Here is a 16,627-nt window from a genome sequence, read left to right on the forward strand (position 1 = left end):
GACCTCCGTCGGTCTCGTCGGCTCATCCCGATGCGGGCATGCCGGGGGATGCTACCAGGCATCTTTGACATCCACCCGCGCGTCAAAAACCAATAGACGATGGTCCTGCCGGTGGCCCCTATAGCAGGCGCCACTGACAACACCACTGCCAGTTGACGGGACCTCAGAAGTTGCCCGAAGCGACTGGACATCGCAGGCCACACGGGTATAGCGTCCCGCCGACGACGAGGACAGCACCCCGATCGGGCTTGGGGAAGCCCTGGTGGTGCACCGCTTTCGTCGGAATGCCAACACACGGCTAAGGGGGGCCTTACTCGTGCACAACCATCGATTCCTCGCAGGACCACCTCGGCGACCGTCGGGCCGCTTCGCGCTCGCGTAACTACCGCAGACCCGACGCTTCACGCAACCACAAGCGCACGGCAGTGCGCCCGAGCCGAGCGCTCCCCCGGCCCACAAGGGCTCGAGCCGCCGTCTCGTACACCTTTCCGGCACCCGGCCCAAGGCCCGCTTCGCTGTCGAGGGTCGGTGCCGGTGTCGCCATCCGTCTTCGAGGAGTACGCACCTTCGTGAACAGTCATGCGGACAGAGCCGTCCTGACGAAGATCGCCGAGCTCACCGAGCTCGCCCTGGGTACCTACGCCTTCAATCCCGACCGTGTCGAGGAGGACGCCAACGGCGAGCGCCGTATCCACCAGGGCGGATACGGGGACCGACAGCTCTTCGAGCTGGTGCAGAACGCCGCGGACGAACTGCGCGAGCAGCAGGGGGGCAAAATCCACGTGATGCTCACCGAGGACCACCTGTACTGCGCGAACGAGGGAACCCCGATCACGCCGGACGGCGCGGACACCATCTTGCGCATGGGCGTCTCCCGCAAGCGAGGCGGACAGATCGGCCGCTTCGGGGTGGGCGTGAAGTCCGTCCTATCGGTGACGCGCACCCCGCAGTTCTTCAGCACCTCCGGGTCGTTCGGATTCGACGCGGACTGGTCGGCGGCCGAGATCCTCGCCGCCGTCAACAAGGGACGCGCCGATCGGGGACTCGCGCCGGTGGACACGGTCGGCGAAACCCCGGTGCTCCGCGTGGCCAGGCCCCTGGACGTGGAATGGGAGTGCGCCCGCGACGAGCGCCTGCGCGCACTGCTGTCCTGGGCCACGACCGTCGTACGGCTGCGCCTGCTGCCGGGAGCGGCGGAGCGTTTGGGCCTGGACATCCATCAGGCGGGCCGGGGACGCAATGACGGCGCCCGCGAGGAGTTCCCGCGTCTGTTCCAGCTCTTCTCCCATCATGTGGGCACGGTGGTGCTGGAGGACGTCCGCGTGATGCCGAAGGTGCGCCGCGAGATCACCGTGGAGCACGACGGCGCCTTGCACACCGTCCGTGAGGCGCGCGGCGGCTCCCCCGCCCAGGTGGAGAGGTTCCGTGTCTTCATGGTGCCGCACCAGGTGACGGACGAGTCCCGTAACGCCGCCGGTGAGCTGCACGCCCGCGTCACCATCGACGTCTCCTGGGCGGTACCCGAGTACAAGGTCAACGACCAGGGCATCCGGCAGGTCCCCAACGAGCGCGGATGGTTTTGGTCGTTCTTCCCGACCAAGTACGCCACCACGCTCAGCGGTGCGCTCAACGCGGCCTGGAAGACCAACGAGGACCGGCAGAACCTGCTCACCGGCAGCGCACTCAACGAGGAGCTGCTGCGGGTCGCGGCCAACCTGGTGGTCGGCTCCCTGCCGGAGCTGGCCGAGCCCGAGGACCCGGCGGCCTACCTCCCGCTGCTGCCCGGCCGCACCAAGGAGTCGCCGAACTGGGCGTGTGCCCGACTGACCGAACTCGTGTGGAGGTTGACGGCCCAGAACCCGTCCCTGCCCGACCAGGACGGCACGTTGCGCATCCCGGCCGAGCTGCGTATCCACCCCGAGGGACTGCCGAGGGAGGCTCTGGAGCTGTGGCGTGCGTATCCCGGTCGTCCCCGTAACTGGGTGCACCACTCCGTGGAGGTGGGCGGGCGCCGCGGCAAGCTGACCCATTTCCTGACCGCCGCGGACAGGCCGGTGGAGTCGGTGCGCGACTGGCTGGAGACGCTGGTCGAGGACGGCACCGTCGAGGCCTCCGCCGCCGCGATCCGTCTGCTGTCCCATCTCCTGGACAAGCTGCCGTCCGACCAGACGCAGGATGCCCGCCGGGCGCGGATCGTCCTGACCGCCGGGCACGGTTTCGTCGCGCCCGTTGCGGGCAGCGTCTTTCGCAACTCCGGCATCGACGGCCTGCCCGACGACCTGGTGTACGTCGACGAGCGGATCGCCTCCGACCCGTCCCTGCTCCTGCACCTGGACCGTGTGGGGATCCGCGACGCGGACAGCCGCGGCCGGTTCGAGAGCGTGCTCGACCAGGGCTTCGCCGGCTACACCGCCGACTCGTGGGCCCGTTTTTGGGAGTTGCTGCGCAGCGCCGGCGGCAGCGCGCAGGTGCTGACCATCCGTGCGAAGGTGCCGAAGCACGACGAGATCCTGCACGTCAAGACGGTCGCCGGCGCCTTTCGTCCCATGAGGGACTGCCTGCTGCCCGGCAAGGTCGTACCAGCGGACGGCTCTCGGGACGCGGAGATCGCCGTCGACCTGTCCGTCCACGACGCCTCCACCCTGCGGGAACTGGGCATGAAGGACCGCCCCGCGCGGGGCCACCACCCCGAGCAGGACCCCTGGTTCGAGACCTACCACCGCGCCCTGCACGAGGCGTACCTGGAAAGCCTCGACTCCACGGCCCACCGTGTACAGATGAGTACCGTGCGTCTGGAGGGCTCGCCGACGGCCGGTCCGCTCCACCTCTTCGAGCGTCTTTCGTCCGAGGGCAGGGCCGCGTTCCTCGACGCCGTGCCGACCGACGGGCTCGTGGAGTCCTGGACGCGGCAGATCGGCCGCAATGTGAGCACCCGCACCCGGGTCCCCTCCCCCATCCTGTGGCTGCTGCGCCGGAGCGGGACGGTGCACACCTCCAAGGGACTGGTGTCGGTGTGTGACGCCGTCGGCCCGCAGCTTGCCGCCTACGCGCACGTCCTGCCCGTTGCCACCCAGCTCGAGCAGGACAAGGCGCGCCGTCTGGGACTGCCGACCTCGGTGGAGGAGGTCGCGCCGCGACGCTGGTCCCACCTTCTGGAGCTGGCCAAGAGCAGTGAGGACGACGCCCTGGTCGGCCGCACGTACGCCACGTTGATCCGCGTCGCACTGGAACTGGTGGTGGTCGAGGAGACGGTGCGCTGCCGGGTGGGCGAGGAGTGGCAGATGCGCCCGGACAACGAGATCGCCGTGGCCCTGACGCGCGCCGAGTACGAGGAGCTGATCCGGGAGAAGCACCCCGCGCTCCTCGTCGACGCCGAAGGCGATCGCGAGCAGGCCGAGTTCATGATCACCGAGTGGGGGATGCGGCGGGTTTCGGACGTCGTCGAGAAGCGGGTGCGCGTCGTGCCGGTGGGCCTGCCGGTGCCGCTGGTCGACGAGTACCCGCCGCTGCGTCAGCGCCTGGGCAGCCGCGCCAACGGTCTGATGTTGCAGCGCTGTTCGGAGCTGGAGGAAGTCGTCCGCACCCCCAACGGCAGCCGGACCAAGCCGCTGGACGGGACCCGGCAGGAGCACACGGTGCTGGTGCCCGACCGTTTGTCGGTCGAGGAGGCACTCGTCATCGCCGACCGCGAGTTCGGCTGGCACATGGGGGTCTCCGGGTGCCGGGCCTTGATCCAGAAGTACGAGGCGGACCAGGCCGACCGCGCCTATCAGGCCCGCCTGGCCGCGATCCGCCGCAGCGACAGCGTCATCGACAAGATCGCCATGATGATCGACGAGGAGGACATCAAGAGGGAGTTGCCCACCGGTCTGCTGGCCAGCGAGATCTCCGAGACCGGCCGTGAGCCCGATGCACGCCGGCTTGCCGAGATGGCCTACAACGCGCACGACGAGTCGGTGCTGCGAGTGCACGCCAAGGACATCGCCGCCCAATACGCCAACGCACCGCGCTACTTCGATGGCAGCGCCTCGGCGCTGCGGTTCGTGACCGATCTGGGCTTTCCCGACTCCTTCGCCGGCGCGCGCGTGCCCTCCCCGCCGGCCAGGGAGGAGGCGCAGGGGCCCACGGAATTCCCCGCTCTGCACGCCTACCAGGAGCGTCTGGCGTCGAAGCTGACGGAGCTGTTGACGCTGCCGACGCCGCAGCGGGCCATGCTCAGCCTGCCGACCGGAGCGGGCAAGACCCGTGTCACGGCCGAGGGCGTCATCCGTTGGATCCGCGAGGCGGGCACCCCGGCGGGGCCGATCCTGTGGATCGCGCAGACCGAGGAGCTGTGCGAGCAGGCCGTGCAGTCCTGGAAGTTCGTGTGGGAGAAGGTCGGTGCGGACCAGCCGCTGGTCATCGACCGACTGTGGAGCAGCAACTCCGCCACCCCGGTCACAGGCCGCCCGCATCTGGTCGTGGCGACGGATGCGAAGTTGCGGGTGTGCCTGCACACGGACGAGTACGCGTGGTTGCGCGGGGCGTCTCTGGCGCTGGTCGACGAGGCGCATGTGGCGACATCGCCCGAGTACACGAAGATTTTCGAGCAGCTCGGCCTGACCCGTTGGGGGACCTCCCGTCACCTGGTCGGTCTGACCGCCACCCCGTTCCGCAACGACGCCGAACGTACCCGGCAGCTCGCTCAGCGGTTCGGCAATCGCCGACTGGATGAGGGGGTCTTCCTGGGCGAGCCGATTCCGAGTCTGCAGCAGCTGGGCGTGTTGTCGCAGGTCGAGCACCGGGAGCTGGACGGTGCGCGGATGCAGCTCAGCCCGGACGAGTTGCGGACCGTCGAGCAGTTCAACGGCTTTTTGCCCAAGGGTGCCGAGCAGCGTCTGGCCGAGGACGAGGCCCGCAATCAGATGCTCCTGGACGAGATCGCGGCGATGCCCGAGGACTGGCCGGTGCTGGTGTTCGCTACGTCCGTCTCGCACGCCAAGTTCCTTGCGGCCAAGCTCGGCGACCGGGGCATCCGGGCGGCGGCGATCGACTCGGCGACTCCGACCGCCGAGCGGCGCAAGCGCGTGGAGGCCTTCCGCAGAGGCCAGATCCGTGTCATCACCAACTACGGCGTGCTCACGCAGGGATTCGACGCGCCGGCGACGCGGGCCGTGGTCATCGCCCGTCCCGTCTACAGCGCCAACAGCTACCAGCAGATGATCGGCCGTGGTCTGCGCGGGCCACGCAACGGTGGCAAGGGCACTTGCCTGATCCTCGACGTGCGCGACAACATCGTGAACTACGACGCGGGTCTTGCCTTCACCGAGTTCGAGTACCTGTGGAAGAAGGGACAGCAGTGACCGTCTCGGAAGGGGTGGGCCTCTCTCTCACCCCCGCCCAGCTGTCCGTCGTGACCAAGCCCTGGGATGCAAGGTCGCTCGTCACGGCGGGCGCGGGCGCGGGCAAGACGACCACCCTCACCTACCGGCTGGAGCATCTGACCGGCACCGAAGAGCTTTTGGCGGGCGAGATCCTCGTGTTGAGTTTCTCGCGCGCCGCCGTGCGCGAGCTGCGCGAGCGCGTCGACAAGCTCGCCACCACCGCTCGTCGGGTGCGGGCCCAGACCTTCGACGGCTGGGCGCTGTCCGTGCTGCTGCTGGAAAACCCTCAGCGTGACGACCTGGGCGGCACCAGCTTCGATCGGCGCATCGCGATGGCCACCGAGGCGATCGAGCGGGGCGTGCTGGATGCCTCGGAGCAGGGGGTGCCCGCGCACGTCGTCATCGACGAGGTGCAGGACCTGGTGGGCGTGCGCCGCGACATGGTCGAGGCGCTCCTCGACCGGTACGCGGACAACTGCGGTTTCACCGTGGTCGGCGACGCCGCGCAGGCGATCTACGGCTTCCAGGTCGCCGACCCCGACGAGCGTGCGAACGAGACGAATCTCTTCTTCCGCTGGGTGCGCGTTTCGTTCAGCGACGATCTGGTCGAAGTGACCCTCGCCGACAACTTCCGCGCCCGCACCAAAGAGGCCCGTATCGCATTGCCGTACGGGCCGCGACTGCAGACCCTGCCGGCCGAGAGGGGCGAGGCGGCGAAGGAAGCCGAGGCGGTGTATGCGCAGCTGCGCTCCGACCTCGCCCTCGCCCCCGACTTCGGCCCCCTTGATGATGCGTTCACCCTGGCCTCGTTGCGGCAATTCGAGGGCACCACCGCGATCCTGTGCCGTGACAACGGCCAGGTCCTGCACTTGTCGGAACGGCTGCACACGCTGGGGGTGGATCACCATATCCAGCGCTCGCCCCGCTCGCGTCCCACACCGGCGTGGGTGGCCCAGCTGCTGCTGGCGACCAGCGCCGCCCAGCTGACCGAGGACCGTTTCCGCGACCTGGCCGTGCTTGCGCCCGCCTGGGATGCGTCGCGCACGTGGCATGCGCTGCGGCGCTGCGCCGCCGGTCCCCGAGGCACCCTCGACCTTGAGGCGCTGCGCCGCGCCGTTGCCGAGGGCCGGCTGCCCGACGAACTGACCGCACCCCCTTTCCATCCACTCGTCATTTCCACCGTGCACCGGGCCAAGGGTCTGGAGTTCGACCGTGTCCTGATCGTCGAGCCGCCCGCGCCGTCGGAATGGCGCGGGGAGCACGCGGACCCGCCGGCCGAGGCGCGTCTGCTGTACGTGGCGATGACCCGGCCGCGCGACGACGTCTACCGGCTCGCCCGCCCGCACACCTGGATGATGCGCAAGCACAAGCCCACCGATCGGTGGTACGTCGGCGGCCGACAGTCCTACGCGCGCTCCGGAATCGAGGCGGGCGATCTGGACGTGTGCCGCGCCACGCCCGCGGGCGCCGACGATCCGGTCAGCGACCCCCCGGCCCTCCAGCAGTACCTGCGCGAGCGGGTGCACGGCGGGGACGCGGTGGAGCTGCGCCGACTCCACGACCTGCCCGCATCCGACGTCGAGACCCCGCCGTATGGGATTTTCCACGATGGCCGGCCGATCGGAGTCGTCTCCGAGCGTTTCCGCCACGACCTGTGGCGCCTTTTGAAGATCAATGTGGGGTGGAAGGTCGAGCGGTGGCCGTGCCGCGTCACCGGACTGCGCATCGACACCGTGGAGAGTGTCGCCGGCTTCCCCGCTCTCACCGAGCGCCTGGGCCTGGGCGACAGGGGCGTCTGGCTCGCCCCGCGCCTGTGCGGCTTGGGCCGCTTCGACTGGACCCACGCCGAATCCGTCCCGGAAGGACACCACCACCCGTGACCGCACCGTCGCCGCACACGGCGCACTACCACCTGCGTTCCGACCTGCGCGCCGCGCTGCGCAAGGACCTGCTCGGCCCGCACGGGACCGAACAGGAGGTCCTCACCGACGACGCGCCGATCACCGCCTATCCGATCGGCGTCCTCTTCCCCCAGCCCTCCGCCGACGACATCGATGCGCAGCAGCCCCTGACGCTCGACGAGGAGGACGGCGTCGACACCCCGCCCGACGTCGTTGCCGGCGACGACGTCGAGCAGGGCGCCACCGACCTGGGCATCGCGCTGGCCAATCTGCGCAAGCCCTCCTCCATGGGCTTGACCTTCGCCGTCGATGCGACGGAGTCCCCGCAGGTGACGGTCACGGTCACGGCGGCCCGCTACGTTCCCGAGGACGAGGCCGGCCACCGGATCGAGCCGCGCCGCAGCGAGGCCCGCAGCACCGAACGGCAAAAGGAGCGCTGGCGTCGCGAGGTGCTGGTGTGCGAGCCGGGCGAGTTCGACGTGCGATGGCCCGGTTCCATCAAGGGCAAGCTGTACGACGGCCTGGAATGGCGGGCTCTGGTGCGCCCAGCTGTCGAGGGCACGGTGACGGTCACGGTGACGGTGGTGAACACGCTGACGGCCGGCGAGTTCGATCTGCAGGACGCCTACTGCTTCTTCCAGCCGGAGGTCAGCGTCCACGGCGCGGAGGGCACCCGTCCCTTCGTGGAGCGCCCCGCCCGCCGCGGCCCGGTCGACGACGAGCAGGCCCTCAGCCGACTTCTGCATCGCCACGCCCCCGTGTTCGCCACCGGCCACGGCACATCGGTCGCCTGGGACTGGCAGGCGCCGCCGCTGCGCACCCCCCTGCCCAAGCGAGCCGCAGTCGCATCGGTGCGCACCGAGTTCGTGCCCACGCACGACGTGCTGCTCACCGACTCCAACCCGCACATCGACGACCGGGCGCTGACCATGCACGGCCTGGGCCAGGGAACACAAGAGGACGTGGTGGCTGCCCTCACCCGCCTGCTTCAGGGGTATCAGGAGTGGATCGAGGCGCGCGAAGAAGAAGCCCGCGCCCTGGCCGGCACACCCCACGAGGCGGCGGCGCGGCAACAACTGGAGCTGTGCCGCCTGGCGTTGGGGCGGATGCGGCGCGGTGTGGCCTTGCTGGGCGACGACCGCAAGCCGAATGTCTTTGCCGCCTTTCGGTGGGCGAACCAGGCGATGGCGCAGCAGCGGGCGCGCACGGCCTGGATCAAGCAGGGCAGAAACGGCCAACCGCAGATCGAGAAAGGCAGGTGGCGGCCCTTTCAGATCGCGTTCATGCTGCTGTGCCTTGAGGGCATCGTCGATCCCAACCATGAGGACCGCGAGGTCGCGGACCTGCTGTGGTTCCCCACCGGCGGCGGCAAGACCGAGGCCTACCTCGGGCTGATCGCGTTCACCACGTTCTGGCGCAGACTGCGCGACGGGGCGCGCGGTGGCGGGGTGACCGTGGTGATGCGCTACACCCTGCGTCTGCTCACGCTTCAGCAGTTCGAGCGGGCCGCTGCACTGATCTGCGCGATGGAGCAAGTGCGCGCCGAGCACGAGGCGCAGTTGGGCATCGAGCCCATCTCGCTGGGCATGTGGGTGGGCAAGTCGGCCACCCCCAACGATTTGGACAGTGCCCAGGACCGCCTGGACAAGCTGTGCCGCGAGCCGGGCAAGTCCCTGCAAAAGGAGAACCCGGTCCAGCTGCAGACCTGCCCGTGGTGCGGCCAGCCGCTGACCGCCTTCGACTACGAGGTCCGCGCAAGCACCCACCGCATGATCGTGCGATGCCCGAGCACGAGCTGCGCCTTCCACACCGATGCCGGACTGCCCGTCCACCTGGTCGACGAGGCGATCTACGACGCGCATCCCACCCTTGTCATCGCAACCGTCGACAAGTTCGCCTCGATGCCGTGGCGCCCGGCCACGGCCGCGCTGTTCAACCGGGACGAGCCGGCCGGTCCGCGCCCGCCGGAGCTGATCGTCCAAGACGAACTGCACCTGATCTCCGGCCCGCTGGGGACGTTGACCGGCTTGTACGAGACGGCCGTGGACGTACTGGCGGACAAGCCCAAGGTGGTGGCATCGACGGCGACCATCCGCCGGGCCACCGAGCAGGTCGGAGCCCTGTTCGACCGTCGCACGGCCCAGTTCCCGCCCGCCGGCCTGGACGCACGCGACTCCTGGTTCGCCGTCGAGACCCCACGCAAGGACAAGGCATCCCGCCGCTACATCGGACTGCTCACCCCGAGCACCAGCCAGGCAACCCTCCTGGTGCGCACCTACGCCGCCCTGCTGGACGCCGCCGCCCGCACCGACGCCGATCCGAAGGTCAAGGACGCATACTGGACCCTGGTGGGCTACTTCAACAGCCTGCGTCTGCTGTCGGCCGCCGAGCTACAGGTCCTCGACGACGTCCAAGACCGCCTGGAACTGCTCGGCACCCGCGCCTCGGCCACACCCCGCCTCGCCTCCCAACTGATCGAGCTCAGCAGCCGGGCCGACTCCAGCGCCATCCCCCGCCATCTACGCCAACTGGAACGAGAGTTGCCCGAAGCGGACACGCTGGACGTGCTGCTCGCCACGAACATGATCTCCGTCGGGGTCGACATCGACCGGCTCGGCCTGATGGCAGTCATGGGCCAGCCACAGACCACCGCCGAATACATCCAGGCCACCAGCCGCGTCGGCCGCCGCCACCCCGGCCTGGTCGCGGTCATGTACAACTCGGCTCGCTCCCGGGACCGTTCGCACTACGAGAGCTTCCCCGCCTTCCACTCAGCCCTGTACCGCGAGGTGGAGTCGACCAGCGTCACCCCCTTCTCCTCACGCGCCCGCGACCGAGGACTGCACGCCGTCGTCGTCGCCCTGGCCCGACTGCTGTTGCCCGCCGCCCGCCCCAACGAGGCGGCCGCCCACATCGCGGGATTCGTCGACGATCTCAACGCCCTCGTCCGCCCGTGCATCCTCGCCCGCGTCAACGCGGTCAACGATCTCGAGCGCAAGGCGACGGCCCAGAGCTTCGACCAGTTCGTGCAATGGTGGCTCAACGAGGCAGCCGACCACCCCGAGCTGGTCTACGAAGCCAAGCGCGGCACCCACCAACCCGCCCTCCTCGCCGGCTTCGACGACGAGGACCCCGAAACGGCTGGCTGGTCCACCCTGTGGAGCCTTCGCGACGTCGACGCCGAATCCACCCTCTTCCTGGAGCACTGACCACCATGACCCCGCCCCCTCCCCCGCGCCGCCGACGCGGCACCGGCGCCGCCGTCGTCCGCCCCCGCAAGCTCGGCGGCGTACGACGCTCCCAGATGGTGACGACCTACGGTGTCGGTGCGATGATCGCCGTGGACAACGAGTCGTTCATCGTCGCCGGACTCGACTCCTGGGACATCTCTCAGGCCCCCGAGGTCCTGGAGCGTCGCCTGACCCGCCTGCTGAAGGTGCGCTCCTTCCGCCAGCCGCCCGCCCCAGACCCGGACCGAGCAACGGACGGGGTGCACGTCCGCCGGTTCCCGAACATGTACTCGTGCCCCAAGTGCGCCACGCTCCAGCCGTTCTACAAATTCAACTCCCCGCCCCGTACAGCGCGTTGCGGGATGTGCGAGGAGGACCTCGTGCCCTCCCGCTTCGTCCTGGCCTGCAACAACGGCCACATCTCGGACTTTCCGTACTGGCGGTGGGTCCACCGCGGCAGCGGCCACACAGGCGGCCTGTGCGGCGGCACCCTCTCCTTGGGCACCAACGGCAGCACCGCATCCTTGCGGTCGGTCGTCGTCTCCTGCAGCTGCGGCGTGCCGGACGTATCCATGGAGGGCGCCTTCCGCAGCCGCGTCCTGAAAGATCTCGGCATCCGCTGCGAGGGCGGCCGCCCGTGGTTGAAGGAGGTGCCCCCCGAAGGGTGCGACCAGGCACCGCGGGCCATGCAGCGAGGCTCCTCCGCCGTATGGCATCCCCTCGTCGCCAGCGCCTTGTCCATCCCGCCGTGGGGCGAGGGCCTGCACAAGCTGGTGGAGAAGCACAAACTCCTCGGCGCATCCGAGGACACCATCCGCTGGTTCGCCAAGAACCACGCCGCCCTGCTCAAGAGCGTCAACGCGACGGCAGAAGACATCATCCATCTCGTCCAGGCCATCGAGGACGACGATGTAGCGGCCGACCAGGACGACACTCCCACACCGAAGGCCCGCAGCGCGCTGCGGCAGGAGGAGTACATCCGGCTGGTCCGCGGCAACCCCGAGCGGTACACGGCCGAATGGCAGCCCTTCGTATGCGAAAAGCCATTGGGTTCCCCGGCCGTGCTGCAACCACTGGGGCTGCGCGACACCATGCTGGTCAAGCGGCTACGCGAGGTGCGGGCCCTGGCGTCGTTCATGCGCGGTGACTTGCCCTCCGAGGCGGATCCCGCCCACCGCATGGCGCCGCTGACCCTGTCCGACGACATCGACTGGCTTCCGGCCGTGGAGGTGATCGGCGAGGGCGTGTTCCTGCGCCTGGACGAGAACAGGCTGCGTTCTTGGGAGACCGATGAGACGGTGATCGCCCGCGCGCGGCGCATCCGCGACAATCACCTGACGCTTCTCAGGCGCCGCACCGGTGCGTCCAAGACCGCAGGAGGGGAGCAGCAGGACGCGGAAGAGATCGACTCACCCGTCTCCCCGCGCTATCTCCTGCTCCACACCCTCGCACACATTCTGATCAACGAGTGGAGCCTGGACGGCGGCTACCCGACATCCGCCCTGCGCGAGCGCCTGTACTGCGACGACAACATGGCGGGCCTGCTGCTCTACACCGCCACCAGCGACTCGGCCGGCAGCCTCGGCGGCATTGTCGCCCAAGGCGAACCCGACCGCCTGGCCCACACTCTCAAGGCCGCCCTCGCCCGCACCGCCTGGTGCTCCAACGACCCGCTGTGCATGGAGTCCGAGGCCACCGGCGTCGACAACGTCAACCTCGCCGCCTGCCACGCCTGCGTCCTGCTGCCCGAGACCAGCTGCGAAACCAACAACAGCCTCCTCGACCGGGCCATGCTCGTAGGCACACCGACCGGCACGGTGCCCGGATACTTCCACGACCTCATGTAAGCCCCCGCTGGGGTGGGGCGAGGCAACCCGCCCCACCCCACTCCGGCAGAAGGGCCTCAACGCCGTCGGCGCCGCTCTTCCACCACCGCACGCACCCGCTCCGCCGCCTCCCACGGCGACTCGTGCTCCCACACCCGTACCGCCAGCCACCCGGCCTGTCCGAGCCGCTCATCGGTGTCCGCGTCCCGTACCCGATTCCCCTCGATCTTGGTCCGCCAAAAATCCGCATTCCGCCGCGGCCAGGTGCCATGCTCCGGACACCCATGCCAGAAACAGCCATCCACGAACACCGCCACCCGCGCCGGCCCGAACACGATGTCCGCCTCCCGACGCACCCCCTTCACCGGCCGCCTATGCACCCGAAACCGCAGGCCCGCCGCATGCAACGCACGACGCAATGCCAGCTCCACCTGGGTATTCCGGCTCTTTTGCAGGCTCATCCGCGCCCGAACCTGTGCCGTCGTCTCCAACGCCTCCACCCAGACATTGTCCACCCGCCCCACCTGCCCGATCCAAGCGAGCAGCGCCACCGGGTGGCGCGAGCCCCCGACCAATGCGCGAGCCCGACACCAACCAGGCCACGCCACGCTGCCTCCCAGGTCGGGGATGTCGTGAACGCAGAAGCAACGCCAGTCGAGACAGTGCATGTCAGCCAAGGCTGTCGCACCCACTTGCCCAGCGTTAAGCAACCCACCTGCGCTACCGGCCACAGGACTCGCTGTCGATGCAGTTCCGCTTCGACGACGTCGTGCGCACCCCATGCCCCGGGTACAGCCAGGCCCAGCGCGTACATACCGCCCCACCATCGCCGGCCGGCCGCAGCGCCTGGAGCTGATCAAGCCCTGCACGCCCTGGCCCGGGCTCGCCGACATCGAACTCGCCACCGCGGAATGGGTCGACTGGTTCAACAACAAGCGCCTCCACACAGCCATCGGAGACATCCCGCCCCACGAGCACGAAACCAACCACTACACTCAACCACCAGCCTCAACCGGCGGCTGGAGTCAACGCATAGAGCCTCCACCGATCCCGGAGCGCTTCACGCGGGCAGGCCACAATTGGGCTATCAACACCGCAGTTCCGCCTGATCACGGATCGCGTCGCCTCATCACGCTGACGTGCCCATCCGGTCCCCCAGGGGACGCATGCCACGAGCGATCAGACCGAGGATGGGCGCGGGCTCGTGCCTGTGCGGTCCCACCGGTTGCAGATCGTGCCGGCGAGAAGTTTGCCATCTCACCGACATACGGTCTCGGCTCCCTCCTGCATTGGTGTCCCTGGCACGCTGCAACCTGGCTGCGGTCCGCGACAGCTTTCAGTGTGCTGACCTCGCTGTATGCCGGCTCGGATCCGCAAGACCGGAATCGGCCCGGGCCTAGATCGTTCCCTGTGGCATGTATGTCGCAGAAGCTGTCACCTGCATTAACAGCCACTCTCCAAGTCAGCCGGTGGTCGCGCCGGGAACGGCGAGATACGGCGAGGCGCCATCCTCGTCCTGTCGTGCGCCGGAGCCGCCCCTTGGTCTCGACGACAACACCAGCGTCACATCGTGAGCTGCCGCACGCCGAGGCACCCACTGCCTCGGCGTCAGGCAGCGGCGGCGCCCCACCACTAGAGGGCATCTACGAGCGCCTGGCGCGCTCCATGAGAACAGACAGTGAGGGCAGCGGTCGGCGCCAGCATCGGCTTGAGGCCCCTCCCCCAAGCCCCGCCAGCGCGGCCAGGGCCCGGTCCTCACCCAAAAGTGGGTAACAACGCCGCCACCTGCCAGGCACGGGCCTACACCGGCCCCACAGGCCTCGGCCCCAAGAAGGTCTCCCTGCGTTGCGCAGCCTGGGCGACACTGGGCCCAGCCGTAGCCGCGTCACCTGGGCTCCATCCGGTCGGGGTGTGGCACGGGTGGCGCAGCGGCTCACTCGGACGCCTCATCGAGCACGACCGTGGGGGAACCGCGCTTTAGCGTCGTAGTGCCCTGCCCATGACAGGACGGCAGCGCTAAGGCGGCCCCCTACCTGCGCCCTGGTTACGGGGCCGCCCATCACCCGCAGATGAGGTCCAGCAGCAGTCACCGGGTCGCACCTCGAAGCGTCACCCACCCGGTGCTGACGACACCCGCCGGCAGGACACGGCCACACCCTCCCCGGACAGAACGCCCAGCGGTCATGGGACCGGCATGGATTCAGGTGAGCCCTTGGAAAGCAGAGGCACCTGGGCCTCCACGGATTACGGCAGGTCAAGCCCTGCCCCCGCAGCCGCCGAGTTGACCTGGAGGTCTTGGCGGCGCAGGTGGCCCAGTTCGCTGCTCCCCGCACCTGCACAAGCGAACGAAGCACTACCAGATCGTCGCACCCCATCCCCGCAGCAACTGTCGCGCGTTCCACGTGTCACGAGGGCGTAGATCCGAGGAGAGAACTTCCACGAAGTTACCGTGGTCGACGAGCACGATGGAGCCTCCAGGATCCGCGAGCGTCTCGTCCACACTGGCGGTGCTCATGGCCCCGCACGGCGTCGCGGAGGACACCCGAAAACAAGTGATCTTCTGGTCGTAGCCGAGGATGACCCGGTCACCGACCACGACGGGCACGGAGGCTCCCTGGACGTCCACATTCCAGACGAGTTTGCCGGAGCGCGCGGCAAACCGCCGCAGGTGGTCATCGTCTTTGAGGAACAAGGAATCACCGGAGACCGTGAAGCCCCCGGGCGAAAAACTGTGCGCGAGCGACGTGCTCCAAAGACGCTTCCCGGTGAGGCCCTTGAAAGCCGAAAGTGTCTTGCCGGAAGCTGCGTAGACGACATCGGCCGTCGCGGTGATCCGCACGGTGTCGTATCCGCTGTCGTCCCCGGGTATGCCGATCTTCCAGCGGTCCTTGCCCGAACCGGCATCGTAGACCTCGACCGCCCCGGGCCGCGCCAGGTACACCCTGCCGTGGTTGACCAGGAACGGTGGAAGGTCTTCGAGGGAGTACGGTGTGCCGTCGCCGTTCTCATCCACGCCCCACCTCTTCTTCCAACGGAGCTTGCCGGTCCTGCTGTCGAGCACCCTCAACGTGCCGTCCGTGGCGGCAACCAGGATCTGCCGGCCGGCCACCACGGGCCTGCTGAACTGAAGCTCCGGCGTGTCTTTGGGCGCGGAGTACGTCCACCGGACCGAGCCGTCCCGGGTTGCCAGCGCATTGACAGCGCGGCCTCCCACATACACGTTGTCCTTGCCTTCGTCGTGGGACGTTTTCCCGCCGGAGCCGGCCTTGCTCTCGTTTCCTCCGTCGCCCTCCGTCCGGGTGGGCAGCGGGACCCGCCAGTTCTCCTCCCCGGTCAGGGCGTTCCGGGCGGAGAGCGCGCGGCTGCCGTTCTCCTTCTCGTAGGTCACATAGGCGACGCCGTCAGCGAGAAAGGCCGAGGTGACGTCACCCATCGTGTACCACCGCACCCGCGGGTCGGCCGGCGCAGCCAGCCCGGCGAGGAGAGCCAGAAGGACCGCCATGAACAGCACGTAACGGCCGAGCCGCTTGCGAAGGCGTGGGGTCGCCCGCGCCGTCCCGGCAGTAGCCACGGCCAGCGCCTCCCGCGGCCACTGCCGGGACGGCGGGGCCAACAGCACTTCGCCAGGCAGCCGTACCTCGTCCCGCACCGCTCCGGTGGCTGAGCCAATCCATGAGGCCTCGGTCCGGACCACCGTTTGGTCCGCGACGGGGCAATACGTTTCCCTGCCCTGCTCCGCTCGGGCGGCCGGCAGCCATTGCCACAGCAGCAGGCCGACCACTGGCAGGAGCAGGGCGAGCGTCGGTGCCAGCACGGGGATCCCGACGGCGCCGAACGCTCCCCATCGCTCGTCCCGCAGCAGAAGCAGATCCGGCCAGGCGAACGCGCCGAGAATGGCCGCTGGCCACATCGTCCAGGCCAGGGCGTCCAGCCGGGTACCCCGGACGGGCCAGGCCGTGTGCCGTCGGTGGCCGTTCCGCGCGCGCACCAGGGCCAGGCCCGACCAGAGCCCGACCGGAACGGCGACGCAGACGGCGACTGCAGCACTCGTCCCCAGCACCGTGGGCCCGCCCAGGAGGACGAACGAAACCGGCGCCACCACCAGCCATCCCAGCGCGGATAGCACGACGCCCAGCACGAGGAGCAGCCCCACGGCCCCTACGACATATCCCATCAGAATTCTCCATTTGTATGAAAAGGCAGCAAGTCCCCTGGGTCGGACTGTGCGCGCACCCGGCGCATCGCCTCGTCAGGCCGGGTTTCGGCGGGGCCGGTCCGCTGGAATCCCCCGGGCCGCGCCAGGGGAA

Annotated in this window: 6 protein-coding genes and 1 pseudogene; 5 read left to right on the forward strand and 2 right to left on the reverse strand. The window is 69.1% G+C overall.

Annotated elements, in window-relative coordinates:
• The first annotated feature begins 569 nt into the window (after positions 1-569).
• From P3H78_RS15670 to drmB, 4 genes are read left to right on the forward strand one after another with little or no spacing between them, the layout of a single operon-like run.
• Positions 570-5,342, forward strand: coding sequence for a DEAD/DEAH box helicase (locus tag P3H78_RS15670; RefSeq protein WP_276109599.1), 4,773 nt, complete (start codon positions 570-572; stop codon positions 5,340-5,342).
• A complete protein-coding gene (locus P3H78_RS15675; protein ID WP_276109600.1) occupies positions 5,339-7,243 on the forward strand; it encodes a UvrD-helicase domain-containing protein in 1,905 nt (634 codons plus the stop codon). Before P3H78_RS15670 ends, P3H78_RS15675 begins: the two co-directional genes overlap by 4 nt.
• Positions 7,240-10,473, forward strand: a complete 3,234-nt coding sequence (locus tag P3H78_RS15680; RefSeq protein WP_276109601.1) for a helicase-related protein — start codon at positions 7,240-7,242, stop codon at positions 10,471-10,473. The genes P3H78_RS15675 and P3H78_RS15680 overlap by 4 nt, the downstream gene beginning before the upstream one ends.
• A 5-nt stretch (positions 10,474-10,478) precedes the next feature.
• Positions 10,479-12,341, forward strand: coding sequence for a DUF1998 domain-containing protein (gene drmB / locus P3H78_RS15685; RefSeq protein ID WP_276109602.1), 1,863 nt, complete (start codon positions 10,479-10,481; stop codon positions 12,339-12,341).
• A 56-nt stretch (positions 12,342-12,397) separates the two neighbouring features.
• Here drmB and P3H78_RS15690 read toward each other — a convergent pair whose 3' ends face one another.
• Entirely contained in the window at positions 12,398-12,835 is a 438-nt protein-coding gene (locus P3H78_RS15690; protein WP_244173759.1) for a very short patch repair endonuclease, read from the reverse strand.
• Between the two features lie 373 nt (positions 12,836-13,208).
• Between P3H78_RS15690 and P3H78_RS33390 the strand changes: the two are divergent.
• Positions 13,209-13,313, forward strand: a pseudogene (locus P3H78_RS33390) (integrase core domain-containing protein); the annotation flags it as partial.
• Positions 13,314-14,673: 1,360 nt separating this feature from the next.
• Here the strand turns inward: P3H78_RS33390 and P3H78_RS15695 are convergent.
• On the reverse strand, positions 14,674-16,494 hold the full coding sequence (locus P3H78_RS15695) for an outer membrane protein assembly factor BamB family protein (protein WP_276109603.1): 1,821 nt from the start codon (positions 16,492-16,494) through the stop codon (positions 14,674-14,676).
• Positions 16,495-16,627: the final 133 nt, after the last annotated feature.

Source organism: Streptomyces tropicalis (assembly GCF_029269835.1).
GTDB classification, from domain to species: domain Bacteria; phylum Actinomycetota; class Actinomycetes; order Streptomycetales; family Streptomycetaceae; genus Streptomyces; species Streptomyces tropicalis.

Excerpts from the sequence above, each read along its gene's own strand:
- drmB (WP_276109602.1), top strand. The coding sequence starts at position 10,479 with ATGACCCCGCCCCCTCCCCCGCGCCGCCGACGCGGCACCGGCGCCGCC.
- P3H78_RS15695 (WP_276109603.1), bottom strand. The coding sequence starts at position 16,494 with ATGGGATATGTCGTAGGGGCCGTGGGGCTGCTCCTCGTGCTGGGCGTC.